General features: G+C 43.9%; 34 protein-coding genes and 2 pseudogenes. 5 read left to right on the forward strand and 31 right to left on the reverse strand.

The features are described from left to right. Nucleotides 1-38: 38 nt before the first annotated feature. The 3 genes from ACU6U9_RS03580 to ACU6U9_RS03590 all read left to right on the forward strand — a co-directional run bounded on the left by ACU6U9_RS03580 (nucleotide 39) and on the right by ACU6U9_RS03590 (nucleotide 4,611). Nucleotides 39-335, forward strand: coding sequence for a DUF3144 domain-containing protein (locus ACU6U9_RS03580; RefSeq protein ID WP_446733711.1), 297 nt, complete (start codon nucleotides 39-41; stop codon nucleotides 333-335). 684 nt (nucleotides 336-1,019) lie between these two features. Continuing rightward, complete coding sequence (locus ACU6U9_RS03585; RefSeq protein WP_446733712.1) at nucleotides 1,020-2,330, forward strand: M23 family metallopeptidase; 1,311 nt, start codon at nucleotides 1,020-1,022, stop codon at nucleotides 2,328-2,330. Nucleotides 2,331-2,517: 187 nt separating this feature from the next. Continuing rightward, nucleotides 2,518-4,611 (forward strand): TonB-dependent receptor plug domain-containing protein, encoded by a 2,094-nt coding sequence (locus ACU6U9_RS03590; RefSeq protein WP_446733713.1) that lies wholly within the window; start codon nucleotides 2,518-2,520, stop codon nucleotides 4,609-4,611. 255 nt (nucleotides 4,612-4,866) lie between these two features. Here the strand turns inward: ACU6U9_RS03590 and ACU6U9_RS03595 are convergent, their stop codons facing one another. From ACU6U9_RS03595 to rpsJ, 29 genes and pseudogenes are all read right to left on the reverse strand, one after another. Next, nucleotides 4,867-5,163: a DUF3817 domain-containing protein gene (locus tag ACU6U9_RS03595; protein ID WP_446733714.1), complete on the reverse strand. Its 297-nt coding sequence runs from the start codon at nucleotides 5,161-5,163 to the stop codon at nucleotides 4,867-4,869. 81 nt (nucleotides 5,164-5,244) lie between these two features. Further along, nucleotides 5,245-5,637, reverse strand: a complete 393-nt coding sequence (gene rplQ, locus ACU6U9_RS03600) for a 50S ribosomal protein L17 (RefSeq protein ID WP_446733715.1) — start codon at nucleotides 5,635-5,637, stop codon at nucleotides 5,245-5,247. Nucleotides 5,638-5,664: 27 nt separating this feature from the next. Continuing rightward, a complete protein-coding gene (locus tag ACU6U9_RS03605) occupies nucleotides 5,665-6,666 on the reverse strand; it encodes a DNA-directed RNA polymerase subunit alpha (protein WP_446733716.1) in 1,002 nt (333 codons plus the stop codon). 19 nt (nucleotides 6,667-6,685) lie between these two features. Continuing rightward, nucleotides 6,686-7,306: a 30S ribosomal protein S4 gene (rpsD, locus tag ACU6U9_RS03610; protein ID WP_446733717.1), complete on the reverse strand. Its 621-nt coding sequence runs from the start codon at nucleotides 7,304-7,306 to the stop codon at nucleotides 6,686-6,688. Between the two features lie 12 nt (nucleotides 7,307-7,318). Then, complete coding sequence (gene rpsK, locus ACU6U9_RS03615) at nucleotides 7,319-7,708, reverse strand: 30S ribosomal protein S11 (protein ID WP_283788371.1); 390 nt, start codon at nucleotides 7,706-7,708, stop codon at nucleotides 7,319-7,321. Between the two features lie 14 nt (nucleotides 7,709-7,722). Beyond that, complete coding sequence (gene rpsM, locus ACU6U9_RS03620; protein ID WP_446733718.1) at nucleotides 7,723-8,079, reverse strand: 30S ribosomal protein S13; 357 nt, start codon at nucleotides 8,077-8,079, stop codon at nucleotides 7,723-7,725. A gap of 125 nt (nucleotides 8,080-8,204) precedes the next feature. Further along, entirely contained in the window at nucleotides 8,205-8,318 is a 114-nt protein-coding gene (gene rpmJ, locus ACU6U9_RS03625) for a 50S ribosomal protein L36 (RefSeq protein ID WP_068440836.1), read from the reverse strand. Nucleotides 8,319-8,340: 22 nt separating this feature from the next. Next, on the reverse strand, nucleotides 8,341-9,672 hold the full coding sequence (secY, locus tag ACU6U9_RS03630) for a preprotein translocase subunit SecY (protein WP_446733719.1): 1,332 nt from the start codon (nucleotides 9,670-9,672) through the stop codon (nucleotides 8,341-8,343). A gap of 12 nt (nucleotides 9,673-9,684) precedes the next feature. Then, nucleotides 9,685-10,119 carry a 50S ribosomal protein L15 gene (gene rplO / locus ACU6U9_RS03635; protein WP_446733720.1) on the reverse strand — a complete coding sequence of 145 codons (435 nt, stop codon included), beginning with the start codon at nucleotides 10,117-10,119 and terminating at the stop codon, nucleotides 9,685-9,687. 1 nt (nucleotide 10,120) lies between these two features. Further along, complete coding sequence (gene rpmD / locus ACU6U9_RS03640) at nucleotides 10,121-10,300, reverse strand: 50S ribosomal protein L30 (RefSeq protein WP_446733721.1); 180 nt, start codon at nucleotides 10,298-10,300, stop codon at nucleotides 10,121-10,123. Between the two features lie 6 nt (nucleotides 10,301-10,306). Next, on the reverse strand, nucleotides 10,307-10,816 hold the full coding sequence (gene rpsE, locus ACU6U9_RS03645; protein ID WP_283788377.1) for a 30S ribosomal protein S5: 510 nt from the start codon (nucleotides 10,814-10,816) through the stop codon (nucleotides 10,307-10,309). A 12-nt stretch (nucleotides 10,817-10,828) separates the two neighbouring features. Continuing rightward, a complete protein-coding gene (rplR, locus tag ACU6U9_RS03650; protein ID WP_446733722.1) occupies nucleotides 10,829-11,179 on the reverse strand; it encodes a 50S ribosomal protein L18 in 351 nt (116 codons plus the stop codon). A gap of 10 nt (nucleotides 11,180-11,189) precedes the next feature. Continuing rightward, nucleotides 11,190-11,723 (reverse strand): 50S ribosomal protein L6, encoded by a 534-nt coding sequence (gene rplF, locus ACU6U9_RS03655; protein ID WP_446733723.1) that lies wholly within the window; start codon nucleotides 11,721-11,723, stop codon nucleotides 11,190-11,192. Between the two features lie 12 nt (nucleotides 11,724-11,735). Beyond that, nucleotides 11,736-12,128: a 30S ribosomal protein S8 gene (gene rpsH, locus ACU6U9_RS03660; protein ID WP_446733724.1), complete on the reverse strand. Its 393-nt coding sequence runs from the start codon at nucleotides 12,126-12,128 to the stop codon at nucleotides 11,736-11,738. Between the two features lie 69 nt (nucleotides 12,129-12,197). After that, nucleotides 12,198-12,503: a 30S ribosomal protein S14 gene (gene rpsN, locus ACU6U9_RS03665; RefSeq protein WP_446733725.1), complete on the reverse strand. Its 306-nt coding sequence runs from the start codon at nucleotides 12,501-12,503 to the stop codon at nucleotides 12,198-12,200. An 11-nt stretch (nucleotides 12,504-12,514) separates the two neighbouring features. Further along, complete coding sequence (gene rplE, locus ACU6U9_RS03670) at nucleotides 12,515-13,054, reverse strand: 50S ribosomal protein L5 (protein ID WP_446733726.1); 540 nt, start codon at nucleotides 13,052-13,054, stop codon at nucleotides 12,515-12,517. 10 nt (nucleotides 13,055-13,064) lie between these two features. Then, nucleotides 13,065-13,382, reverse strand: a complete 318-nt coding sequence (gene rplX / locus ACU6U9_RS03675; RefSeq protein WP_283788384.1) for a 50S ribosomal protein L24 — start codon at nucleotides 13,380-13,382, stop codon at nucleotides 13,065-13,067. A 10-nt stretch (nucleotides 13,383-13,392) separates the two neighbouring features. Next, the gene (rplN, locus tag ACU6U9_RS03680) at nucleotides 13,393-13,761 is read right to left on the reverse strand and encodes a 50S ribosomal protein L14 (protein WP_283788385.1); all 369 of its coding nucleotides are present in this window, start codon (nucleotides 13,759-13,761) and stop codon (nucleotides 13,393-13,395) included. A gap of 27 nt (nucleotides 13,762-13,788) precedes the next feature. Next, nucleotides 13,789-14,055, reverse strand: coding sequence for a 30S ribosomal protein S17 (rpsQ, locus tag ACU6U9_RS03685; RefSeq protein WP_446733727.1), 267 nt, complete (start codon nucleotides 14,053-14,055; stop codon nucleotides 13,789-13,791). Beyond that, nucleotides 14,052-14,243, reverse strand: coding sequence for a 50S ribosomal protein L29 (rpmC, locus tag ACU6U9_RS03690; RefSeq protein ID WP_446733728.1), 192 nt, complete (start codon nucleotides 14,241-14,243; stop codon nucleotides 14,052-14,054). Before rpmC ends, rpsQ begins: the two co-directional genes overlap by 4 nt. Further along, complete coding sequence (gene rplP, locus ACU6U9_RS03695) at nucleotides 14,243-14,653, reverse strand: 50S ribosomal protein L16 (protein WP_446733729.1); 411 nt, start codon at nucleotides 14,651-14,653, stop codon at nucleotides 14,243-14,245. Before rplP ends, rpmC begins: the two co-directional genes overlap by 1 nt. 14 nt (nucleotides 14,654-14,667) lie before the next feature. Continuing rightward, nucleotides 14,668-15,360 carry a 30S ribosomal protein S3 gene (rpsC, locus tag ACU6U9_RS03700; protein WP_446733730.1) on the reverse strand — a complete coding sequence of 231 codons (693 nt, stop codon included), beginning with the start codon at nucleotides 15,358-15,360 and terminating at the stop codon, nucleotides 14,668-14,670. A gap of 3 nt (nucleotides 15,361-15,363) precedes the next feature. After that, nucleotides 15,364-15,696, reverse strand: coding sequence for a 50S ribosomal protein L22 (gene rplV, locus ACU6U9_RS03705; RefSeq protein WP_283788390.1), 333 nt, complete (start codon nucleotides 15,694-15,696; stop codon nucleotides 15,364-15,366). A gap of 5 nt (nucleotides 15,697-15,701) precedes the next feature. Continuing rightward, a pseudogene (gene rpsS, locus ACU6U9_RS03710) lies at nucleotides 15,702-15,978 on the reverse strand (30S ribosomal protein S19). A 17-nt stretch (nucleotides 15,979-15,995) separates the two neighbouring features. After that, nucleotides 15,996-16,820, reverse strand: a complete 825-nt coding sequence (gene rplB / locus ACU6U9_RS03715) for a 50S ribosomal protein L2 (protein WP_446733731.1) — start codon at nucleotides 16,818-16,820, stop codon at nucleotides 15,996-15,998. 14 nt (nucleotides 16,821-16,834) lie between these two features. Continuing rightward, nucleotides 16,835-17,131, reverse strand: coding sequence for a 50S ribosomal protein L23 (rplW, locus tag ACU6U9_RS03720; protein ID WP_446733732.1), 297 nt, complete (start codon nucleotides 17,129-17,131; stop codon nucleotides 16,835-16,837). Further along, nucleotides 17,128-17,731, reverse strand: a pseudogene (gene rplD / locus ACU6U9_RS03725) (50S ribosomal protein L4). Before rplD ends, rplW begins: the two are co-directional and overlap by 4 nt. 11 nt (nucleotides 17,732-17,742) lie before the next feature. Further along, nucleotides 17,743-18,381, reverse strand: a complete 639-nt coding sequence (gene rplC, locus ACU6U9_RS03730) for a 50S ribosomal protein L3 (protein ID WP_446733733.1) — start codon at nucleotides 18,379-18,381, stop codon at nucleotides 17,743-17,745. A gap of 102 nt (nucleotides 18,382-18,483) precedes the next feature. Continuing rightward, a complete protein-coding gene (gene rpsJ / locus ACU6U9_RS03735) occupies nucleotides 18,484-18,795 on the reverse strand; it encodes a 30S ribosomal protein S10 (protein WP_283788397.1) in 312 nt (103 codons plus the stop codon). 436 nt (nucleotides 18,796-19,231) lie between these two features. Here rpsJ and ACU6U9_RS03740 point away from each other — a divergent pair, with 436 nt between their 5' ends. Together ACU6U9_RS03740 and ACU6U9_RS03745 are read left to right on the forward strand one after the other, a co-directional pair. Further along, nucleotides 19,232-19,468, forward strand: a complete 237-nt coding sequence (locus ACU6U9_RS03740; protein WP_446733734.1) for a DUF4266 domain-containing protein — start codon at nucleotides 19,232-19,234, stop codon at nucleotides 19,466-19,468. Continuing rightward, nucleotides 19,455-20,702 carry a DUF3570 domain-containing protein gene (locus ACU6U9_RS03745; protein WP_446733735.1) on the forward strand — a complete coding sequence of 416 codons (1,248 nt, stop codon included), beginning with the start codon at nucleotides 19,455-19,457 and terminating at the stop codon, nucleotides 20,700-20,702. Before ACU6U9_RS03740 ends, ACU6U9_RS03745 begins: the two co-directional genes overlap by 14 nt. A gap of 111 nt (nucleotides 20,703-20,813) precedes the next feature. Here ACU6U9_RS03745 and ACU6U9_RS03750 read toward each other — a convergent pair whose 3' ends face one another. Then, nucleotides 20,814-22,358 (reverse strand): hypothetical protein, encoded by a 1,545-nt coding sequence (locus tag ACU6U9_RS03750; protein WP_446733736.1) that lies wholly within the window; start codon nucleotides 22,356-22,358, stop codon nucleotides 20,814-20,816. Nucleotides 22,359-22,450: 92 nt separating this feature from the next. After that, entirely contained in the window at nucleotides 22,451-24,154 is a 1,704-nt protein-coding gene (locus tag ACU6U9_RS03755; protein ID WP_446733737.1) for a hypothetical protein, read from the reverse strand. Between the last annotated feature and the right edge of the window lie 87 nt (nucleotides 24,155-24,241).

The following is a 24,241-nucleotide window of genomic DNA, read 5'->3' on the forward strand; positions in this document are numbered from 1 at the left end:
CATCAAGCAATCCGACCAAAGCAAAAAGAAGGTGACTTATGTCAGATGAAAAAACGGCACAAAAAATGGATAAAGACTTTTTTAAACGCACTGATGCATTCATTAAAGTCGCAAATGAGCTTACCTCAGAACACGAAATAGGCAAAGTAAGCGCCAGCATGCTTTACGCCGCGGCACGTTTCAATGCGTTCATTGTGGCATCTTCTGCTAAAGACAAAGCCGAAGCTGATCGCAATAAAGTAGAGGCCATTGAATACTTCACTAATCAATATCGTTCTATGTTAATGGCTAACATGGAAGATTATATTGAAAAATATGACGATTATTTAAAATAAGCGCGATATCTAATACCGTCATCGTAAGCCGCCTGTTTTTAACACGCGGCTTTTTTATTATGAAATATCCCTACGAAGAAAATTACGACTCGTAAAATAGTCATGCTTTTAACTGTAAAGCCCTGCAACACCCGTCATAATTTAGTGTTATTTGACACCTAATCATAAAATAAAAATTTATATCACCATGAAAAATAATTATAAAAATAAAGATTCACAAATAGTAATTAAAAAAATATTTTTACAGTCGTAAAACAATAACATTGCATTTTTCACACAAGGCGAACATACACTAAGTTTACTAGGCCTGATATTCTTACCTTAGATATCATTAACGCATTAAAAATTATCTTCAAAGAATAGAATGCATCCATTAGATTTAAACTTAGAACAGTAAGTTGTAGAAACTCTCATGGTTAACATTCGAATTAATGCTTTGCTATTAATAGAGCATAGCCACACTGATTACATATTTTATATTCTCAATAAAATTGAATCAAAGCAAACTTCGGTGCTGCGAGCATGCTTACTCAAGATAAATTCACATACATTTATTTATAGATGAGCCCAGTGCTTGCTAAGTACTAACGATTCAACAAAAAAGCTTATAACATAAAAAAGACAATAAGGAACGTAAATAAACCGAATCAACCATTAAATTAATTTTTTATAAAGGGATATAAAATGATACAAAAAAAAGTAAATATTCATAAAATCGATTTAATAAAAGAAAAGTCAAAATACAAATTCAATCATTTAAAACGCTTAAAACTAACTGGAACACTATTTGCTTCTATCACGTTATCAGCATCCGCCATAGCAGGGCCCCATCTAGATGAAAACAAAAACACCCAGAATCATGATGTAATATTTTCATCCGATCTTGTATCGCGGCCGATTAGTAATGAATTATATCTTTACGGACAGGATGCGTCGAATTTTGATTTAGAATATTACCTATCAAATAACGCCCCTATTCTACTTGAGCATCAAGAAATCATTTCACATTGGTCAGGGTATTACAGCATCAACCCTAAAGTCGTAATAGCCCTAATGGAATTGAGCTCAACATTAATTTCTGACCCTGATCAAACAAAACTATCAACACCCTTTGAAGCGCTATCAAATAAAACTGGGTTTTCTGAACAACTACAAGACGTTTTATTCACACTATCAACTCGTTTCTATCAATATGAACAATCACAACTTCTCTTAAAACAAGATAACGCAAATAGGCGATTAGCGGACCAAACGAGCGCCATGTATTCGGCAACCGCCGCGTTAAATTCATTGGAAGATAAGCTAAAGCCATCACTAAAAAGTAGATCGTTATCAACAAATACGCTTTCAAATAAACTTGCCAAGCATTTTAGCCAGCTATTTGGCCAAGACATGAGCGCTCTGTCGGGTCAAACCCAACAGTCACAAGCCATGCAAGTATCCGCAAGTTCGCCACCAATGAATATGATGCAGCTACCTTGGCGTATTGGCTATTCATGGAAATCAAACGGTGCGCACTCTCATACCGGCTCAGGCTACCCCTACTCGTCTATTGATGTTTCCTATGACTGGCCAGACTGGGGACAAGCAACCTACAGTGTTACCGCAGCGCATAACGGAACCGTGAATGTTTTATCTCGCTGCCAAGTACGAGTAACTCATTCAAATGGCTGGGCAACCAATTATTATCATATGGATAATATTGAGGTATCAAATGGCCAATATGTTGATGCAAATACAAAACTTGGTATATACGCAAACAATCGCAATACAGCGCTCTGTGAAGGTGGGAGCTCTACTGGCCCCCACTTGCATTTCTCCCTACTTAACAATGGTCGCTATGTTTCGTTACAGGGTGTTAATTTTGGTGAGTTCCGAATCAATGTTGGCAACTATAATTACGATAATAGTTGTAATCGATTTTATTTCACCACATTAAATAGTAACGGTTACCAATGCGCATGGAGTGCTATGTATAACTCTGGCACTTACTGATTGGCCATATAAAGGAAAGGTTGATCTCATTGATCAACTTTTCCTTTATAATTTATTATGGCAAATGATTAAGGTGAGGATTTGGCTAAATCAGCCGAACTGAATTTAACCATATGCGATGGCCCCTTTTGCTTTTATCAAGATACAAACTACTCTTATAAGATATGCGATAGCCGTGGCATGAAGTATGATCCGCCAGTGCACACCCTGCTCAATCATAGGCTTAATACTCTTAAATGCATCGTTTTCCCATGCGCATGACGTCGATTACCTATTTTCCCTTCCGTTAGAGAAACTTCAAGAAATTGAAGTTCAAGTTGCAAGTAAGACCAAGGAATCTTGGCTTACTAGCTCAGGCACTGTTTATGTCATAGATCGTAAAGATATTAAAAATTATGGCTGGCGAGATCTAAAAGAAATATTATCAGCTGCCCCTAACATGGACATGCTCTATCAATACAGCTGGCTATCTGGTGGTCAGCGTGGCTTTACCGGAAACCGTTCTGGTACGTTATTAATGATAGATGGTCGTGAAGTACAAAACCTATTGGCTAACGAAGCCTTTATCATGAATAACTTTCCTGCACACCGAATCGAGCGCATCGAGATTTTACAGGGCACCAATTCCACTCTTTATGGGGGTAACGCGACACAAGGTGTCATCAATATCATCTCTCGCCTAGGATCAGAGAAATCGATTATAGAGGCCGGAATCATAATCGGAGAAGTTAATACTAAACAAGCTAACGGGCTTATTACCGGACAATATAATGAGTTTAAGTATGGTATCAGTGCCAGCGCCTTTCAAAGTGATTTAGATTACGACAATCTAAAATCGTTTGTATTTAATAACAGTGAATTCAGCCGCAATCCAACCCTTGATCAAATCCGAAACCGCGATCCCAATCGTTTTAAAAACAAAGAGAAAAATCTAACATTTGATTTCAATATTCAATATCACAATAGCTATGCAGGCGTTAACTTATCTCAGATGGAAAACATGAGTGGCATCGAACGTATCGCTTATGATTTTGGTTTTGGTGATGATTCAAGAAGAGGCTATACCTTGACATACTTAGGGCAAGAGTTTGATGCCACTGACGCTTTAAGTGGTTTTGTTGAATTAAGTGTCTTCCGAGAATATAAAAAGAAGTTCAGACTAAAAGCCGAAAATGAAGAGACTGCCACATCATTTGATGACCTCGTCCTATTTACCGAACGTGAAGATATCGGTCCTTCTTATCGCTACCGCCTTCGCAGCCAATGGCAATACGACCCAGGGCATAGTGAAGTTTGGGTGTTTGGTTATGATGGATGGCGTACCGATATCGGTAGTAAAGTTCGCTATGTGGATACAGGCACTGGCACAGAAAAAGTAATACCGGACACTTGGCCCACCGAAAAAGAAGTCTCAGATAAGCACGCGCTTTATGGGCAATATTCAAAAACTTGGACGATCAACCAAACGTCCATTGTTAAAATGACCTCAGGACTTAGATACAATCAACAAGAGTTAACAGATAATGCTTGGTTACCTCGACTTAGCACGGTCTATCAATCCAGTGCACATCATATTTGGAAAATCACTTATGGCGAAGCTTTTCGCCCACCGACTATTTTCGAATTTGAATTAGTGGAAGACCAATCTCTTGAGTCTCAAACAATGAAAATGATTGAACTCAATTACACGCACACCCAAACATTTTGGGACATTGAATGGGTGAATATTGCAGTGCTGTATCAAATGAAAGCAAAAAACTTTTATCAAAAAGTATTTGATGAAGAACGGAATGTTTGGCAAACCATAGTAAGCGGTGAAAATACCGTCGAAGGCTTTGAAAATCAATTAAAATGGCAAGGACATTCAATATTTGGATTTTTCAGTTTACGCTACCTTGATGCAGACAAAACAACGGTTGGCAACCGAACTGAACTATTGGACTTACCAAAAACAAAAGTGAAACTTGGATTAGGCTACACATGGACACATCGCTGGAGCACCAGCGTATTTATCAACCATTGGTCAAAAACTTTCACTGAAGCAAATACTATTGATGGAAACACGACCGCTATTCAGCGCATTCCTAGCTGGCAAACACTAAACGTTAATATTGCCGCTAATGATTGGCAGCTTTCGGGCAATACACGTCTAGATATGAATCTTTACATTGAAAATGTATTAGACAAAACTTATTACCACAGCAACCCAAGGGGCACGAGCCCTTATCAATTTATTCAGCCGCCACGCAATGTGCGCTTGCAGCTAGAGTTAAGTTTTTAATATTAACAAAATTATATATACTTTAATCGCCGCTTCGACAATTCAGTAAGCTCACCTATATAACTAGACCGTTAGCCAGATAACTTTACTGTTAGCATTATTCTATTCATACACGTGACAAAAATAGGTTTAATGTAATACGCATATAACCTATCTGCTCGATACATCAGAAATTAAAATGTAAATTAGATTTTCATAATTGCAGACAATTGATGTAAAAACTTATCTGCATAAAAAACAGTCACAGACAAAAAATTAACGACTCAAAGATCGCTTTAGCATCCAATCAAATACAAACGGCCCAAATGGTAACAGCGAAGCAAGCACACCTGACGGCATCGCCCACAATGGCAACTTCACTTTCGACGCTGTCGACATAAGCACAAACACATAAGCCATAAATAAAATACCATGGGCCATACCCAAATATTTAACCGGCTCAACAATCCCCATCTGATATTTAAGGGGCATAGCAACACCTAACAAAAGTAAGAATGACATACCTTCAAAATAACCCACCAAGGTTAACGGCTTAATAGATACTTGTGACATAACAACTCAATTTATATTTACAAAAGACAGACATAAAAAAAGGCAGCCGAAGCTGCCTTTTTATTTCAAACAAAGCGTTGATTAATCTTCAGATTCTTCAACAACTTCGCTTGCAACTGGACGATCAACCAGTTCTACGTATGCCATAGGAGCATTGTCGCCTGCACGGAAACCGCACTTAAGAATACGTAGGTAACCGCCAGTACGTTCTTGGTAACGAGGACCAAGTTCGCTGAACAGTTTACCAACCGCTTCTTTAGAGCGAGTGCGTGAGAAAGCCAAACGACGGTTAGCAACAGAATCTTCTTTTGCTAGCGTAATTAATGGCTCAGCCACACGACGCAACTCTTTTGCTTTAGGCAAAGTAGTTTTAATGATCTCGTGTTCGATCAACGATACAGCCATGTTCTTGAACATAGCTTGACGATGCGAACTGGTTCGGTTTAAGTGACGACCACTTTTACGATGGCGCATGTTTTAATTCCTTACCTCAAACCTGCCTTAGGCAAGCGCTTTATCATCTTTTTTCAAACTAGCTGGTGGCCAGTTTTCAAGGTGCATACCAAGAGACAAACCGCGAGAAGCTAACACGTCTTTAATTTCGGTTAGAGACTTCTTACCCAAGTTAGGGGTTTTCAGCAACTCAACTTCGGTGCGCTGAATCAGATCACCGATGTAGTAAATGTTTTCTGCCTTTAAGCAGTTCGCAGAACGTACTGTTAGCTCTAGATCATCAACCGGACGAAGTAGAATCGGATCAATCTCGTCTTCTATTTCTTCTGGTTCTGGCTCAGCTTCATTTTGCAAGTCTACGAATACTGCAAGCTGTTGCTGCAGGATTGTAGCAGAGCGACGAATCGCTTCTTCTGGCTCAATGGTGCCGTTAGTTTCTAGATCTATAACCAGCTTATCTAAATCAGTACGCTGTTCAACACGAGCGTTTTCAACACCGTAAGCGACACGCTTAACAGGGCTGTACGTCGCATCTAACTGCAATTTACCAATTGCCTTAGTCTCTTCTTCGTTTTGGTTACGAGACTCTACAGTCTCATAACCACGACCTGCTGCAACCTTGATGTTGATTTTCAGCTCACCTTTATCAGCCAAATTGGCGATAACGTGCTCTGGATTTGCAACTTCAACGCCGTGATCCAATTGGATATCAGCAGCAGTAACCTGGCCTGCGCCAGATTTGTGTAGAGTAAGATAAGCTTCTTCACGCTCGTGCAGCTTGACTGCAACACCCTTCAGGTTAAGCAAGATTTCGATTACGTCTTCTTGCACGCCTTCAATAGTGCTGTACTCATGAAGAACACCTTCAATTTCCACTTCTACAATGGCGGCGCCAGGCATAGAAGAGAGAAGGATACGACGCAACGCAGCACCTAAAGTGTGGCCGAAACCACGTTCTAATGGCTCCAGAGTTACCTTTGCCTGAGTATTGCTAACCTGCTCGACCTGAATGTGGCGCGGAGTTAGAAATTCGTTCACTGAACGCTGCATAGCTGCCCCTGTTCCTATATTACTTAGAGTACAATTCGACGATTAACTGTTCGTTAATCTCGGCTGACAACTCAGAACGTTCAGGAACTGCTTTGAACGTACCTTCCATTTTCTTGGCATCAACGTCGATCCAAGCAAGGTCACCACGTTGAGATGCTAATTCTAGTGCACCTTTAATACGTAGCTGAGCTTTTGCTTTTTCACGAATCGCAACCACATCACCGCTCTTAATGTTGTAAGAAGGGATGTTAACGGTTTGACCGTTTACCGAGATTGCTTTGTGAGATACCAATTGGCGTGATTCAGCGCGAGTTGAGCCAAAGCCCATGCGATAAACAACGTTATCCAAACGAGTCTCAAGAAGCTGAAGTAGGTTTTCACCTGTAGCACCTTTAACACGTGCTGCTTCTTTGTAATAGCCACGGAATTGCTTTTCAAGAATGCCGTAAATACGACGAACTTTTTGCTTTTCACGTAGTTGTAAACCGTAATCAGATAGACGGCCACGACCTGCGCCATGAACACCTGGTTTGGTTTCTAGTTTACATTTTGAGTCTAGTGCGCGAACGCCGCTCTTCAAGAAAAGGTCAGTACCTTCACGACGAGACAGCTTACACTTAGGACCAATATATCGAGCCATAGTTCTGTCCCCTTATACGCGACGTTTTTTAGGTGGACGGCAACCGTTGTGAGGTATAGGTGTCACATCGGTAATGTTGCCAATCTTGTAACCGCATGCATTCAATGCACGAACAGCTGATTCACGACCTGGACCTGGACCTTTAACTTCCACATCTAAGTTCTTCAAACCATATTCTTTAGCGGCTTCACCAGCGCGTTCCGCAGCAACCTGTGCAGCGAAAGGGGTACTCTTACGAGAACCACGGAAACCAGAACCACCGGCAGTTGCCCAAGATAGAGCGTTACCCTGACGGTCAGTAATAGTTACGATAGTGTTATTGAATGACGCATGTATGTGCGCCACGCCGTCTACGACGGACTTTTTAATTTTTTTCTTAACGTTACGTTGTGGCTTTGCCATAAATCAACCCTGCCTTAGCGCTTAATTGGCTTGCGTGGGCCTTTACGGGTACGCGCATTTGTTTTTGTGCGCTGACCACGTAGAGGCAAACTGCGACGATGGCGAATACCGCGAAAACAACCAAGATCCATCAATCGCTTGATGCTCATGGATACTTCACGACGAAGATCACCTTCAACAGTATACTTGCCAACTTCAGTACGGATCTCATCTAACTTTTCGTCAGAAAGATCAGCAATTTTAGTTGATTGTTCAATACCAACTGCTTTACAAATTAGCTGAGCAGTAGGCAAGCCAACACCGAACACGTAGGTCAAAGAAATGACCGCATGTTTGTTGTCAGGAATGTTTACACCGGCTATACGAGCCATTTATCACCCCATCACGCCATTAGCGTGTTGATGCTTTTATCTGGATAGGCACAATAAAGAATCCTCGGCCAGAGCGCAAACCCTGACCGATTAAGCCCATCCCCCTGTTACAACGTCGGCGGGGATTAACCTTGACGTTGTTTGTGCTTAGGATCTGTACAGATCACACGCACACTGCCGTTACGACGAATGATTTTACATTCACGGCAAATCTTCTTCACTGAAGCGCGTACTTTCATTGAAAGTCTCCAGAGACTCTGATTAGCGTACCAAACCGCCGCCAATCCCTTTCAAGTTTGACTTCTTCATAAGGCTTTCGTACTGATGAGACATCAGATGAGATTGCACTTGTGACATAAAGTCCATGACAACCACCACTACAATAAGTAATGAGGTACCACCAAAGTAGAAGGGCACATCGGCCGCCACCACCAAGAATTGGGGGAGCAATGATACAGCAGTTATGTATAAAGCGCCAAATAAAGTTAATCGACCTAGCACACCATCAACATATTGGGCTGTTTGTAGTCCCGGACGGATACCTGGAATAAAAGCTCCAGATTTCTTAAGGTTCTCCGATATGTCCTTGCTGTTAAACATCAAGGCCGTATAGAAGTAGCAGAAGAAGATAACCGCTAGAGAAAACAAGATCAGATAAAGAGGCTGACTCGGCCCTAAAGCCAAAGACACATCTTGTAGCCATTCCATACCTTCTGTACGTCCAAACCACTGACCGATGGAAGCCGGAAACAGTAGAATCGATGATGCGAAGATAGGCGGAATAACACCTGCCATGTTAATTTTAAGTGGTAAGTGACTGCTTTGAGCCGCAAAAACCTTGCGACCTTGCTGACGCTTAGCGTAATTGATTGCGATACGACGCTGTCCACGTTCAACGAACACAACGAATGCAACAATCAATACTGCCAGTACGGCAATGGCTAACAACAATGCGATGTTAGTATCACCCTGACGAGCAGATTCAAAAGATTGACCGATGGCACCAGGCAAGCCTGCAACGATACCGGCAAAAATCAGCAGCGAAATACCGTTACCGATACCACGCTCTGTCACTTGCTCGCCCAACCACATAAGGAATACCGCACCGCACACGAATGTGGATACTGCAGTCACGTAATACAGTGGTGTTGCGTCAAATGATATACCTTGACTGGCCAAGCCTGCGGATACACCGAAGGCTTGTACAGTCGCTAACAGCACAGTGCCGTAGCGAGTATATTGACTGATTTTACGACGGCCAGCTTCACCCTCTTTTTTGAGAGCTTCGAGCTGCGGGCTCACCGCCGATAGTAACTGCATAATAATCGATGCAGAAATATACGGCATGATACCTAGCGCGAAAATCGACATACGTTCCAGAGCACCGCCCGAGAACATGTTAAACATGCTCAGGATGGTGCCTTGGTTCTGTTCGAATAACACTGCTAGACGATCAGGGTTTATACCAGGTACCGGTATATGAGCGCCGATACGGTAAACGACAATCGCAATAATTACGAATTTGATACGAGACCAAAGTTCGCCGAGTCCTGCGGGTGCCATACCTGTTGGTAGTGAGCCTTGCTTAGCCATCTAAAATGGTCCTTATTCTTCGATTTTACCGCCAGCGGCTTCAATTGCAGCTTGTGCGCCTTTGGTCACTTTCAGACCTTTAACGGTAACAGCTTTATTGATTTCGCCAGATAGAATCACACGTGCACGCTTGATTTTATCACCGATGATATCGGCTTTTTTCAATGCGTCTAGGTCAACTACGTCAACACCCGCTGCTGCTAATTCGTTAAGACGAATTTCAGCAACATATTGCGCTTGACGTGAAGTAAAACCAAATTTTGGTAGACGACGCTGTAAAGGCATCTGACCACCCTCGAAACCAGGCTTTACACGACCGCCTGAACGAGCTTTTTGACCTTTGTGGCCACGGCCACCTGTTTTGCCCAAGCCACTACCGATACCGCGTCCAACGCGTTTACCAGAAGGACGTGAACCAGGTGCTGGGCTAAGAGTATTAAGTTTCATATTACTCTGCCTCCACTTTAACCATATAGTAAACCTTGTTGATCATGCCGCGTATTGCGTCAGTATCTTCAAGTTCTACTGTGTGTCCAATGCGGCGAAGCCCTAAGCCTTTCATCGTAGCGATGTGCTTAGGTAGCTTGCCAATAGTACTGCGTGTTTGTGTTACTTTAACTTTTGCCATGTCGGATTACCCCAGAATTTCTTCTACAGATTTACCGCGCTTGGCAGCTACCTGTTCAGGACTGCGCATTTCACGAAGACCATTCACTGTAGCACGTACTACGTTTACCGGATTGGTAGAACCGTAACACTTAGCTAACACGTTATGTACACCAACGATTTCAAGTACAGCACGCATTGCGCCACCGGCAATAATACCAGTACCTTGAGATGCCGGCTGCATGTATACCTTAGAAGCACCATGACGGGCTTTTACTGGGTACTGCAACGTATCGCCATCAAGCTGTACAGTGATCATGTTACGCTTTGCTTGTTCCATTGCTTTTTGAATAGCAGTTGGAACTTCGCGCGCTTTACCACGACCGAAACCTACTTTGCCTTTACCATCGCCCACTACGGTTAACGCAGTGAAACCGAAGATACGGCCACCTTTAACTACTTTTGCAACACGGTTGACCTGTACCAGTTTTTCCTGGAGATCACCTTCGCCATTGCGTTCTACACGTTCATTTGCCATGTTATCCGCCCCTTAGAATTCCAAGCCGCCTTCACGGGCCGCATCAGCTAAAGCTTTTAGACGGCCGTGGTATTTAAAACCAGAGCGATCAAAAGCTACCTTTTTGATGCCTTTAGCAATCGCACGCTCAGCAATAAGCTGGCCTACTTTCGCTGCGGCTTCAGCATTACCGGTTTTACCTTCACGTAGATCTTTCTCTACAGTAGAAGCGGTTGCTAAAACTTCGGCACCATCGGACGAAATAATCTGAGCGTAAATATGACGTGGAGTACGGTTCACACACAGACGGGTCACACCTAGTTCGCGCATCTTGATGCGAGAACGGCGAGCACGACGAATACGCGCTATTTTCTTCTCGTTCATGATCTAAACCCTATTTCTTCTTGGCTTCTTTACGACGTACATTTTCGTCAGCATAACGAACACCTTTGCCTTTATAAGGCTCTGGTGGACGGTAACTGCGAATTTCCGCTGCAACTTGACCTACTTTTTGCTTATCCAAACCTTTGATAACAATCTCAGTTTGTGTAGGAGTTTCAGCAGTTACGCCTTCTGGAAGCACATAATCAACAGGGTGAGAAAAACCTAGCGTTAGATTCAAAGTTGAACCTGTTGCTTTTGCACGGTAACCAACACCTTGCAAAATAAGTTTCTTTTCAAAACCCTGACTAACACCAGTCACCATATTGTTGACCAATGAACGGAATGTACCTGCTAATGCATTAGACTTTTTGCCACCTTCAGTTGGTGCAAAAGTAATAACATTGTCTTCGTGCTTTACAGCAACTAAAGAATGCAGATCTAAATCTAACGATCCTTGCTTACCTTTTACAGTGATCTGGGCGTCAGAAAGCTTAATTTCTACGCCAGCTGGTAAGGTAACAGGAGCTTTTGCTACTCGAGACATCTCAAACTCCCCTTAGAATACCGTACAGATCACTTCACCACCGATACCAGCGGCACGGGCAGCACGATCGGTCATGATGCCTTTAGAAGTAGAAATAATCGCGATGCCTAGGCCCGCTTCTACTTTAGGCAGTTCAGTTGTCGCCTTGTAAGTACGAAGACCTGGACGAGAAACACGTTTAATGCTCTCAATAACAGGCTTACCTTCGTAATACTTAAGGTCGATGTTTAAAGTCGGTTTAACGTCGCCGTCAACCTTATAATCTGCAATGTAACCTTCGCTCTTTAGAACTTCAGCTACAGACGCCTTCACTTTGGAAGAAGGCATTGCAACAGTGGCTTTACCAGCGCCCTGCGCATTGCGAATACGAGTAATCATATCCGCCAAAGTATCTTGCATACTCATGCTTTAACCTCTCTGTTGTGCAGCGACCCTTAATCTCCAACCCGAAAGTCGGAGATCAAAGGGAAATGCTTACCAACTGGCCTTTTTAAGACCTGGGATGTTGCCCATCATGCCTTGCTCGCGAATCATAATACGAGAAAGCTTGAATTTACGGTACACGCCATGTGGGCGGCCCGTCATTTGACAACGGTTTTGTAAGCGGCTCTTTGAAGAGTCACGCGGCAATTTCTGTAGCGCCATTTGCGCATTCCATACATCTTCTTCAGAAGATTCATGGTTTTTGATAATTGCCACTAACGCATCACGCTTTTCAGCGTATTTAGCCACTAGTTTTTCGCGCTTCAGCTCGCGCTGTTTCATCGAAATCTTAGCCATAGTCCTACTCCTTAGTTACGGAACGGGAAGTTCAGTGCACGAAGTAGAGCACGGCCTTCATCGTTGTTACGCGCAGTAGTGGTCACAGTGATGTCTAGACCACGAACTTTATCCACTTTATCGTATTCGATTTCAGGGAAAATGATCTGCTCTTTAACACCCATGCTGTAGTTACCACGGCCATCGAACGATTTACCGTTCAAGCCACGGAAGTCACGTACTCGCGGAAGGGCGATATCAACCAAGCGATCCATGAACTCCCACATGCGATCTGCACGTAGAGTCACTTTACAACCGATTGGCCAGCCTTCACGAACTTTAAAGCCGGCTACTGATTTACGTGCCTTAGTAACAACTACTTTTTGACCAGATAGTTGTTGTAAGTCCGCTACAGCAGCGTCAACTTGTTTCTTATCACCGATGCCTTCACCAACACCCATATTTAGGGTGATTTTGGTTACTTTTGGCACTTCCATGATATTTTTGTAGCCAAATTCTTCTTGCAGCTTGGCTACCACTTCGCTTTTGTATAAATCTTTTAAACGAGACATTGTGGCACCCTTATGCGTCAACTTGTTCGCCAGTAGACTTGAAAATACGAACTTTTTGTCCGTCTTCAAGCACTGAGAAACCAACACGATCTGCTTTGCCAGACTTAGGGTTAAAGATGGCTACGTTAGAAGCTTGAATACCCGCTTCTTTTTCAACGATGCCACCTGGTTGACCCAAGTATGGATTTGGCTTTTGGTGTTTCTTAATCATGTTTACACCAGCAACGATCAAACGACCGTTAGGAAGAACGCGGTTTACTTTACCACGCTTTCCTTTGTCTTTGCCGGCAACAACAATTACTTCATCTTCACGACGAATCTTTTTCATTTTCAGTCTCCTAAAGTACTTCAGGAGCGAGTGATACAATCTTCATGAACTTTTCATTACGAAGTTCACGAGTCACAGGCCCGAAGATACGAGTACCGATTGGTGCTTGGCCCGCATTCAGCAAAACTGCAGCATTTGTGTCGAATTTGATCAAAGACCCATCCTGACGACGAACACCCGCTCTTGTGCGAACAACCACAGCGTCTAGCACCTGACCTTTTTTAACTTTACCGCGAGGAATTGCTTCTTTAACGGTAACTTTAATTAGGTCGCCTATGCGTGCATAACGACGGTGCGAACCACCCAGTACTTTAATACACATTACGCGCTTTGCGCCGCTGTTATCAGCAACTTCAAGCATTGATTGTGTCTGAATCATGGTTTATAGCTCCTATAATTCCTGGGCCTACACCTTGGTTGCACGTTCGTCGACGCTTACCAACATCCAAGTTTTGGATTTTGATAGCGGACGACACTCACGTACAGAAACGGTGTCGCCAATTTGGCATTCGTTCTGTTCGTCATGTGCGTGCAGCTTAGTGGAGCGTTTTACAAACTTACCGTAGATTGGGTGCTTTACGCGACGCTCAATCATTACGGTAATCGTTTTATCCATCTTGTCGCTAACGACCTTACCGGTAAGAGTACGTACATTCGCTTCAGCCATAATCATTCACCTGCTTTCTGGTTGATGATGGTTTTAACGCGCGCGATATCGCGACGCACTTCTTTTAGCAAATTGGTTTGACCTAGTTGGCCAGTCGCCTTTTGCATGCGGTATTTAAATTGGTCCGCTAACAAGCCTTTTAACTCAACACTGAGTTCGTCGGCAGATTTTTCACGTAAATCTTGTGCTTTCATCACATCACCGTCCGCGTAACAAATGTAGTTGAAACGGGTAGTTTGGCAGCAGCAAGTGTGAATGCTTCACGCGCTAGCTCTTCACTAACACCTTCCATCTCATAAAGGACACGACCTGGCTGAATCTGGCATACCCAGTATTCAACATTACCCTTACCTTTACCCTGACGAACCTCAAGAGGTTTGCTGGTAATCGGCTTGTCTGGGAAGATACGAATCCAGATTTTACCACCACGTTTGATCTTACGGTTCATCGCTCGACGAGCCGCTTCAATTTGACGGGCAGTGATGCGACCGCGACCAGTAGCTTTAAGGCCATATTCGCCAAAGCTAACTTTTGATCCCTTCGCAAGACCGCGGTTGCGGCCTTTCATCATCTTACGGAATTTTGTGCGTTTAGGTTGTAACATCGTCTACGCTCCCCTTACTTCGCTTGGCGTTGCTTTTTAGCACCGCCACTTTTAGCGCGGGCACGAACTTCATCGATACCACCTAGGATTTCGCCTTTGAAGATCCACACTTTGATGCCGATAACACCATAAGTTGTGTGAGCTTCGTAAGTCGAGTAATCGATGTCAGCACGAAGAGTATGTAGAGGTACACGACCTTCACGATACCATTCAGAACGGGCAATCTCAGCTCCACCTAAACGACCACTAACCTGGATCTTGATACCTTCAGCACCACCGCGCATAGCGTTTTGTACTGCACGCTTCATGGCACGACGGAACATCACGCGACGCTCAAGCTGGCTAGCCACTGACTGACCAACTAGTTTTGCATCTAAATCCGGCTTGCGAATTTCTTCGATGTTAAGGTGAACGGGCACGCCCATCATTGCCGTTACGTCTTGACGTAAACGGTCAACATCTTCACCTTTTTTACCAATCACGATACCTGGACGGGCAGTGTGAATGGTGATTTTTGCAGTTTGAGCTGGACGCTCAATTACCACTTTGCTTACTGATGCTTTCTCAAGACGCTTTTCAATAGTAGAGCGCACTTGAATATCAATTAGCAGTTGATCTGCATATTTATCTTTGCCTGCATACCAAACAGAGTTGTGATCTTTGGTAATGCCCAGGCGTATACCTGTTGGATGTACTTTCTGACCCATGACCTAGACCTCTGCTACCTTAACGGTGATATGACATGTACGCTTTAGGATGCGATCTGCGCGTCCCTTCGCACGAGGGCGAATACGTTTCATAGTCATAGCTTCGTCAACAAAGATTGTTGAAACTTTCAGCTCGTCAACGTCAGCACCATCATTGTGCTCAGCGTTAGCGATCGCAGACTCAAGAACTTTCTTGATTAACTCTGCACCCTTTTTAGGGCTGAAAGACAAAATGTTTAAAGCGTCTGCTACAGATTTACCGCGAATTTGATCGGCGACCAATCGGGCTTTCTGAGCAGATAAACGAGCGCTTTTTAATTTAGCGACTGTTTCCATCTCAATTACCTCTTGGCCTTTTTATCTGCAACATGACCTTTATAGGTACGAGTCGCGGCGAATTCGCCTAACTTGTGACCTACCATTTCTTCGCTTACTAACACAGGGACATGTTGACGTCCGTTGTGTACAGCGATGGTCAAACCAACAAACTCTGGGAAAATAGTAGAACGACGAGACCAAGTTTTAATTGGCTTACGGTCACTTTTTTCTAGAGCGGTCTCAACTTTCGCCATCAAATGATGATCAACGAAAGGACCTTTTTTTCAATGAACGTGGCATCTAATTCACCCTATCCGTTATTTAGAACGACGACGGACAATCATATTGTCTGTACGCTTATTCTTGCGAGTTTTATAACCCTTAGTTGGAACGCCCCAAGGTGTTACAGGATGACGGCCACCAGAAGTACGACCTTCACCACCACCATGTGGGTGATCAACCGGGTTCATCGCTACACCACGGACAGTTGGGCGAACACCACGCCAGCGCTTAGCACCAGCTTTACCTAGTTGACGTAGGCTGTGCTCAGAGTTACTTACTTCGCCTAAAGTAGCGCGACAATCAGCAAGTATCTTACGCATTTCACCAGAGCGAAGACGTAGAGTAACGTACGGGCCTTCTTTAGCGATCAACTGAGCTGAAGTACCAGCAGAGCGAGCCATTTGGCCGCCTTTACCTGGTTTCAATTCAATATTGTGAATGACGCTACCAAGAGGCATGTTGCGCACTGCCATAGTGCTACCCACTTTGATAGGCGCTGTTTCACCAGAAATAATCTGATCACCTGCATTTAAGCCTTTAGGGGCCAAAATGTAACGACGTTCACCATCGGCATAACAAACCAGTGCGATGTTTGCACTACGGTTTGGATCATATTCCAGACGCTCAACTTTGGCTGGGATACCATCTTTATTACGCTTAAAGTCAACAATACGGTAAAGCTGCTTATGACCACCACCAACGTGACGAGTCGTAATACGGCCGTTGTTGTTACGACCTCCAGATTTACTTTGCTTCTCTGTCAATGCAGAGTGCGGACGACCTTTGTGAAGATCTGCGTTAACAACCTTAACAACGTGACGGCGTCCGGCAGAAGTTGGCTTGGTTTTTACTAATGCCATCTTAACTACTCCTATTACTCGACGTCAGCGAAGTCAATGTCATGGCCATCAGCTAGACGAACATATGCTTTACGCACGTCGTTACGTTTGCCGACACCACGCGCTGTACGCTTGGTTTTACCTTTAATGTTAAGCACTTGCACGTTACGAACTTTAACTTCGAACAGTTGCTCAACAGCCGTTTTGATTTCTGGCTTGGTTGCATCAGGTGCTACACGGAAAACGAACTGGCCGTCTTTATCCGCTACAACTGTTGCTTTCTCAGAGATGTGAGGCCCAAGTAGAACTTTATAGATACGCTCTTGGTTCATCCTAACATCTCCTCTACTTTCTTAAGTGCTGATACAGTTACCAATACTTTTTCGAAAGAAACCAGGCTCACCGGATCAACGCCATCTGCTTCTGCAACAGCAACGTGTGGCACGTTACGAGAAGCTAGATACAAGTTCTTGCTGATTTCAGAATCAACAATAAGAACTTTGCTTAGATCTAGACCAGCTAGTTTAGCGGTGAACGCTTTAGTTTTGTGGTCTTCCACATCAAAGCTATCAACTACTACTAAACGATCCTGACGAACAAGCTCAGACCAAATAGCCTGCATCGCTGCGCGATACATCTTTTTGTTTAGTTTTTGATCGAACGTCACGTGGACGTGCAGCGAATGTTACACCGCCTGAACGCCAGATTGGACTACGAGAAGTACCAGCACGCGCGCGGCCAGTACCTTTTTGACGCCATGGTTTTGCACCACCACCGCTCACATCAGAACGGCTCTTTTGTGCTTTAGAACCTTGACGTGCGCCGGCTAGGTACGCTGTTACCAACTGATGAACTAGAGACTCGTTGAAATCACGAGCAAAAGCCACATCCGAAAGTGTAACAGTGGAACCACCTTGAACATTGATATCCATTGTCACTCCCCTTATCCGCGAGCTTTAATCGCTGGTTTAATGATCAATTGACCACCAGTCGCACCTGGAAGCGCGCCTTTAACCAGAATCAAATTGCTTTCCGCGTCAACACGAACAATCTCAAGGTTTTGAGTTGTTACGCGTTCAGCGCCCATGTGACCTGCCATCTTTTTGCCTTTCCAAACACGACCAGGTGTTTGACATTGACCGATAGAACCAGGTGCACGGTGAGATAGGGAGTTACCGTGAGTAGCATCCTGCATGGAGAAATTCCAGCGCTTGATACCACCTTGGAAACCTTTACCTTTCGATGTGCCAGTAACGTCAACAACCTGACCCGCTTCAAAGCGAGCAACTGTCAACTCATCACCAACATTCAATTCCGCTACTTCGTCAGTACGGAATTCTAATAGAGCATCACCTGCCACTACATTTGCTTTTGCAAAGTGACCTGCTGCAGCTTTAGACACACGAGATGCCTTCTTGCTACCTGCAGTAACTTGCACAGCATTGTAGCCATCAGTTTCTGTGGTTTTCACCTGAGATACACGGTTAGGTGTGATCTCGATTACAGTAACTGGTACAGATGCGCCGTCTTCAGTAAATACACGGGTCATACCCGCTTTTTTACCTACTAATCCAAGTGCCATTTTAATACCTCTTGTGTACGGGGCTGAATACCCACTATGGCCGCCCAAAAAAGCGTTACACTAGAAAAAAGTTCTAGCTCGTTTATTAAAGTTTGCTTCAAATTAACCAAGGCTAATTTGAACTTCAACACCCGCAGCTAGATCCAATTTCATAAGCGCGTCTACAGTTTTCTCCGTAGGCTCAACAATGTCGAGCATGCGCTTGTGTGTACGAATCTCATATTGATCACGCGCGTCTTTGTTGACGTGCGGCGAAACCAAGATGGTTAAACGCTCTTTACGTGTGGGCAGCGGTATAGGACCACGAACCTGCGCGCCAGTGCGCTTAGCCGTCTCCACGATTTCTTGCGTAGACTGGTCTATCAGGCGATGGTCAAAGGCCTTCAGCCGAATACGAATTTTCTGGTTTTGCATAACCAAGAACTCCGATAATGAAACATAAATCCGCTTACCCCTATTTAAAGGGACGCGAATTGTAATCGCGTCTAGTCAAGCTGTCAAGGATTAACCAACCCTGAAACCCTAGATATTTCGGGGCCTGCAAAGCGGTGTGTCGATTATTTAATCAGGAGATTTTAAGGGCCAATAAATTAACTCAGCATGATTTTACCCCCTCACAGGATAAGCCTCTTCACATTAGCAACTGCTCACTACACAACCAATTAGAGGTTTACAGCTGACTAAAAAGACAACAGCCCTTATACACCCACCATTCAAAAGTCATGTAAATCAACAGCCTTATGCTGTTTATGCGCACTTAAAGAAGGCCAAGTTTTCGTTTTGATACTCAATCTATATTTTGGCCATTTTCCACCTGCTATAGTCTGCCCACCCTATAAGAGGCCAGCACATGCGAATCACTGTTTATTTATTACTCACCCTCTGTTGCCTATCCGGCTGCAGTGTACTCGAGCCTATGCTCACCCCTGAGGATGTAAAACCTTGGCAAAAAGGCATTTTGGCAAAGAAGCAAATGTCACTTCAAGGCGATCCGATTGACGGTTATGTAGATGAGCACATCTACTTTTCAAAAGAAGGCTCCACTGGTGGCAAAGGCGTAGGAGGCGGTGGCTGTGGCTGTAACTAAGAAGTTAAAACAAAAATTGACCCTGGCTGCTGGGGCGCTTCTCGGCCATGAAGCCGTTGAAGCAATCGAGAAAGACGATGCCAGCTTATATAACAGTTGGAATGTTGATGTGGGCTACCTCTATTATAATGAACCTGACCGTATTACCGTTGATACCTATATGGCAATGATAAGCGGCAATTTGAGCGATAAAGATACGATCAAACTAGGGCTAGTCTTTGACACGCTTACAGGGTCAACGCCGACAGGCGCCTTACCAGGTAATGATGCCGTAACTGTGACGAGCGCCTCTGGCGCTGGCGGCGGCAGTGCTGGCGGCAGTGATGGCACTGCGTCATTTGATGACACCCGCTTAGCGATTGATACTAGCTGGGGGCACGAATGGCAGCGCTTGATTCGCTCCAACGTCAGCGCTTATGTTTCGGTAGAGGGTGATTACACGGCAGTGGGCGGCGGCCTTAGCCTTGAAAAAGACACCGAAGATAAAGCTTACACCTTTACCGCCGCTATTGGCGGCTCTGTGGATAAGGTGAGTCGTAGCGATGAGAGCACCCCTGCACCATTGTCTGAAGTGGCTGACGACACCCTTTTTGGCAAAGGCGATAAAAACACATACGATGTTTTATTTGGAATGAGCACGATTATTAACCGTCGCACCGCAGCCATGGTGAACATTAGCCATAGCCGCTCTCTGGGCTATCACACTGATCCATACAAAAGGATCAGTGTCGCAGACGCAAATGACATCGAATTCAAGAGTAGGGTCTTATACGAAAGCAGACCAGACGAACGAGAGCGTTATGTGCTGTACAGCAAGCTAGTGCATGAACTACCAGGAAGCGGCAGTCACTTAGATTTCAGCTATCGCTATCACACAGATAGCTGGGACGTGAATTCGCACACCATTGAGATGGGCTACAGCTTTGACGCGCGCATAAAGCACCTGTTTACGCCTTTTACTCGTATCTATCACCAGCAAGCAGCAAACTTTTATCAGCGCTCCATTTTAAGCTCGGACGGTTCGATTGATAGCAATCTTGAACACGCATCATCTGACCCACGCTTGGCTGAAATACTCAGCGTTACTGCCGGGCTAAAATACCAGTATCGCACAAGTGCCACAGGCTCTATTGATTTCAGATTGGCTTACATTCACCGCCAATATGAAGATGCCATAGTAGATGATGACGGCACCGTTTTCTTCACTGTGGACTTAGGCAAGGGTTTCGATTAACCCCCTATTTCCAACCCAACAAAAAAGCCACTATGAATATTCATAGCGGCTTTTTTTTGTTTTTGCTCAATCACTTACATCATTAACGCATCAACAATCACTCATACCAAATTAACCCGGTAAGCGATCTTCAAAACGCACATCTCCTTCAGGATTATAAGTGGCATCAGCCGTTAAGATGTGTGAGTTAGTCGCACCAAAATATCCATAAATGGATGACGCTACAGACATAGGCTCCCATGTCGGACTATCACTGGTAGGCACCGTGTATTGATTATTTGTTTTACTACTACCCGCTCGACGAGTTGTTCCAACCACAGTACCCAGTGCTGCCGCTTCTTTGGTTGGTCTCACACCTGCACCGCCAAACGTATACAAGTTTTGATTATTAGCATGATCCCAACCACCTGAGCCATTTAAATTCACTAAACGGCCAAAGTCACCAAACACATTTATCACAATGTTATCGGTACGAGTACGAGTACCGCCACCAATCGTGCTTACGCCATTTGATGCATCAATGTGCGCCATCGCAGACTTAATCGCATCCATCACATCATTCATACGACCAGGATAGCGATCTATACCGTTATTATGGTCATCCCAACCACCTAAACCCGGCGTCCCTACTGCCATATACATGGTTTGAGGGTTATGTATCGCCAATGTTACCGCTGACTCAAGCTGGCGAGCAAAACTTGTATTTGGATAAGTAACACCCAAAACCTCGGCACTGGATTTATTCCCATTCGCCTCCGTGCCATTCAATAAGCCAGATAAATCCTCCATACGCGACTCTAAGTCTTCACGCTTAGTAAAGCCATCAGCCGCCTTAAAGTACTTAGGCTGGCTTGCATCAAGGATTGACTTCCTTGATGCTAATAAAGCTTCAATTGCATCGTTACTGCTACCTAAAGAGCCTCGTGTATAAGGATTATTAAAGCTACTGTCCATGGTCAAACCACGTAGCGTTAATGGCAACTGATTATCAGGGTCCAAGGCAAAAGTCTGAGAGTCACCCTCAAACGAAACAAACGGTAAAGTTGTTTCATCTAACGCACCTAAAGCCGAACCATCTGCCGTCGGCACATTTTGAAATACTGATTCGTTTTGCTTAATCATAAGCGCTAAACGAGAGCCTATGCCCGGTGAATTTTCAATATCTAACGTACCTTTATGAGACATAAAAATACTTTCACGGTGCGAACGTGTTGGGCTTTTTTGCTTATACAGTGTCCGATAAACGGTCATTTGATTGGCCGCGAGCATATCTTCCATATGCGTGCCGCCTGCTTCTTTCCAAAAGCTATTAGCCGTAATTTGACCATCATCGAAACGGGTACGATTAGCAGGATCATTATCAGTTGCCGCCTCTAAAATAGTCTCTCGGAACGCATTGTTCGCAGAATAGTCATTCTGAGAGTGAGTATTGATATCAAGCATATTCGTTAAATTGCCCGCTAACTCAGATGCTCCGCCGTACATGAAAATATTGAGCACCTGTGGCAACACAGCTGGCGGCGTCACACTGACATTCGAATACACTGGGCTTGCTGCATGCGCACGCTGAGCCAATAGGTTCATACTTAAGCCAACTGGCACTACGCTAGTAGACGCCACAGAGGATGCGAACTTTAAAAAATCACGTCTTTTCATCTTCCCGCTCCTATTGGCTCACGCTTTTGTAATAATAAAATTCAGGTAACCGAGAAATATAATCCAGCATAATTTCAGCAAAATCATCTGTTCTATTTTCCCACCACTTGATCGCTCTGAGTAGTTGGACGCAATTGCAAAACACCCTCATCATCTTCACGAATGAAATCACGATTATCTTGATTAGCTTCCGTCAAGAATGCAGCTCTCTCTATGCTATCTGCACGACGCCCTAATGCTGTTAGGAAAACAAAGTCTATAAACTCGCTCGCTGTTAACTTCTCAAGCTCCGGTTTTAAATCCTCAGTGCCTTGGCGATAAAATGCACCCCCGTCACCTTCGTATTCAAAAGGTACATATTTCGCTAAATCTTCTTCCGAGCGCAAGCGATAACAAGATTCATACTTCTTACCCGGATGATTACAGCCACTAAATGCTCTTTCGTTTAAAAGCACAGACTCTCGAATCGCCTTGTGATATGTGGCAAAGCTCAACACATCCATTGGTAAAAATGGTGTCCGGCCAATCTTATAATCCATCGCAGACCAGCCCATTTTGTGCACACCAACAGCTCTATTATTGTTTGAAGAGTCGTACACATTATCAAGTACGCTACGACCTAAATCACCAGAACCAGAACGAGGCGTCCAGTGCATCGCATGTAAAAAGTTAAAACCATTTTCTTCAAAGCTTTTAGGACGAGTACTTTCTAACAAAAATGCTTTTGAAAACATAACGGCCATAAAGACGTCTTGAAAGGTTTCAGGACCCGTCGCCACAATTGCCTGCACCACACTTTGTTTTTTCTCACCACTCATGCCATCTAAAAAATAATTAGTGATGACTTCTACCACTCGAGGAATAAGTAACGGATGTCCAGCCACAACACCATATAAATCATCACAATTATAAATATATTGATTAAAGACTTTGACTGGCTCAGCAATACCATCCTGTTTATTATCTTTTAACAATTGGTAGTCGGCATCGTTATCGGTCAAATACCACTGGCTACACGCTTTACCACCATTAATGGTATTTTGCTGCTCTTCTGGAGTGTCATTAAAAATACCCAAATACAATTCAAACATTTCTAACGCATGGTTTTCTGGTGAGCGAGATACGCGCCAGCGTGATAAGTTGTGTAACCAACCGCGAATAACTTCACGTATGGTCTTGCCTTCACTTAAGGCTCCTTCTAAGTAGCCCAAGACACGATCGATGTCTTGATTATTCGTACTATCCATTTCTCTTGCCGGTGAAAACATTATCGTGTTTGCAAGAAAGAAACTCATCCACTGCACCATTTGATTTTCACTAATAGGATACGTATGAGCACGGGCCATGAAAATTTGATGAGGCTCATTATTATCGATATTAGTAAAACGAGATTGCACAGATTCGTTAACGCCTTCGGTTTCAATATTATCCTCAACACCATTAATGTCGCGGTTCAACGCTCGCACTTCATCTGCTTTTAATTTTTGCTGTAAAGCAATTTGCGTGCGCTCAATAAAATTAGAATACTGAATAACTGGCTTTTCCATGCCTTTAGTGAGATCAAAAAATTCATCCGCAGGAATGCCACGGTACATAGTAGACAAAACCTTGTTTGCTACCATGAATTGATCTTCAGCAGATAACCCGTCAAACTCTGCTTGGGTTAACGTAAAATCATACGACAAGGCGGAACCGGCTTGCGCTCCTGCTTTATCTTTTGGTGAGTCTGGTTTGCAGGCGACTAGCGCCAAACAAAATGTCAACCCGAAGCCGAGCCGATGAATGAAGCGTCCCATGGTATGAGTACCTACTTATTATTGTGGCCAAATCGCACATGTTGTTATTGTGTAGAATAATCCGGTTTTTGACTGTGAATGAGCCCA

The sequence above is a fragment of the Pseudomonas sp. HK3 genome (genome assembly GCF_052920985.1).

Coding starts and splice junctions, on each gene's coding strand:
- ACU6U9_RS03580 (WP_446733711.1), top strand. CDS start 39: ATGTCAGATGAAAAAACGGCACAAAAAATGGATAAAGACTTTTTTAAA.
- ACU6U9_RS03585 (WP_446733712.1), top strand. CDS start 1,020: ATGATACAAAAAAAAGTAAATATTCATAAAATCGATTTAATAAAAGAA.
- ACU6U9_RS03590 (WP_446733713.1), top strand. CDS start 2,518: ATGATCCGCCAGTGCACACCCTGCTCAATCATAGGCTTAATACTCTTA.
- ACU6U9_RS03595 (WP_446733714.1), bottom strand. CDS start 5,163: ATGTCACAAGTATCTATTAAGCCGTTAACCTTGGTGGGTTATTTTGAA.
- rplQ (WP_446733715.1), bottom strand. CDS start 5,637: ATGCGCCATCGTAAAAGTGGTCGTCACTTAAACCGAACCAGTTCGCAT.
- ACU6U9_RS03605 (WP_446733716.1), bottom strand. CDS start 6,666: ATGCAGCGTTCAGTGAACGAATTTCTAACTCCGCGCCACATTCAGGTC.
- rpsD (WP_446733717.1), bottom strand. CDS start 7,306: ATGGCTCGATATATTGGTCCTAAGTGTAAGCTGTCTCGTCGTGAAGGT.
- rpsK (WP_283788371.1), bottom strand. CDS start 7,708: ATGGCAAAGCCACAACGTAACGTTAAGAAAAAAATTAAAAAGTCCGTC.
- rpsM (WP_446733718.1), bottom strand. CDS start 8,079: ATGGCTCGTATAGCCGGTGTAAACATTCCTGACAACAAACATGCGGTC.
- rpmJ (WP_068440836.1), bottom strand. CDS start 8,318: ATGAAAGTACGCGCTTCAGTGAAGAAGATTTGCCGTGAATGTAAAATC.
- secY (WP_446733719.1), bottom strand. CDS start 9,672: ATGGCTAAGCAAGGCTCACTACCAACAGGTATGGCACCCGCAGGACTC.
- rplO (WP_446733720.1), bottom strand. CDS start 10,119: ATGAAACTTAATACTCTTAGCCCAGCACCTGGTTCACGTCCTTCTGGT.
- rpmD (WP_446733721.1), bottom strand. CDS start 10,300: ATGGCAAAAGTTAAAGTAACACAAACACGCAGTACTATTGGCAAGCTA.
- rpsE (WP_283788377.1), bottom strand. CDS start 10,816: ATGGCAAATGAACGTGTAGAACGCAATGGCGAAGGTGATCTCCAGGAA.
- rplR (WP_446733722.1), bottom strand. CDS start 11,179: ATGAACGAGAAGAAAATAGCGCGTATTCGTCGTGCTCGCCGTTCTCGC.
- rplF (WP_446733723.1), bottom strand. CDS start 11,723: ATGTCTCGAGTAGCAAAAGCTCCTGTTACCTTACCAGCTGGCGTAGAA.
- rpsH (WP_446733724.1), bottom strand. CDS start 12,128: ATGAGTATGCAAGATACTTTGGCGGATATGATTACTCGTATTCGCAAT.
- rpsN (WP_446733725.1), bottom strand. CDS start 12,503: ATGGCTAAGATTTCGATGAAACAGCGCGAGCTGAAGCGCGAAAAACTA.
- rplE (WP_446733726.1), bottom strand. CDS start 13,054: ATGTCTCGTTTAAAAGATTTATACAAAAGCGAAGTGGTAGCCAAGCTG.
- rplX (WP_283788384.1), bottom strand. CDS start 13,382: ATGAAAAAGATTCGTCGTGAAGATGAAGTAATTGTTGTTGCCGGCAAA.
- rplN (WP_283788385.1), bottom strand. CDS start 13,761: ATGATTCAGACACAATCAATGCTTGAAGTTGCTGATAACAGCGGCGCA.
- rpsQ (WP_446733727.1), bottom strand. CDS start 14,055: ATGATTATGGCTGAAGCGAATGTACGTACTCTTACCGGTAAGGTCGTT.
- rpmC (WP_446733728.1), bottom strand. CDS start 14,243: ATGAAAGCACAAGATTTACGTGAAAAATCTGCCGACGAACTCAGTGTT.
- rplP (WP_446733729.1), bottom strand. CDS start 14,653: ATGTTACAACCTAAACGCACAAAATTCCGTAAGATGATGAAAGGCCGC.
- rpsC (WP_446733730.1), bottom strand. CDS start 15,360: ATGGGTCAGAAAGTACATCCAACAGGTATACGCCTGGGCATTACCAAA.
- rplV (WP_283788390.1), bottom strand. CDS start 15,696: ATGGAAACAGTCGCTAAATTAAAAAGCGCTCGTTTATCTGCTCAGAAA.
- rplB (WP_446733731.1), bottom strand. CDS start 16,820: ATGGCATTAGTAAAAACCAAGCCAACTTCTGCCGGACGCCGTCACGTT.
- rplW (WP_446733732.1), bottom strand. CDS start 17,131: ATGAACCAAGAGCGTATCTATAAAGTTCTACTTGGGCCTCACATCTCT.
- rplC (WP_446733733.1), bottom strand. CDS start 18,381: ATGGCACTTGGATTAGTAGGTAAAAAAGCGGGTATGACCCGTGTATTT.
- rpsJ (WP_283788397.1), bottom strand. CDS start 18,795: ATGCAAAACCAGAAAATTCGTATTCGGCTGAAGGCCTTTGACCATCGC.
- ACU6U9_RS03740 (WP_446733734.1), top strand. CDS start 19,232: ATGCGAATCACTGTTTATTTATTACTCACCCTCTGTTGCCTATCCGGC.
- ACU6U9_RS03750 (WP_446733736.1), bottom strand. CDS start 22,358: ATGAAAAGACGTGATTTTTTAAAGTTCGCATCCTCTGTGGCGTCTACT.
- ACU6U9_RS03755 (WP_446733737.1), bottom strand. CDS start 24,154: ATGGGACGCTTCATTCATCGGCTCGGCTTCGGGTTGACATTTTGTTTG.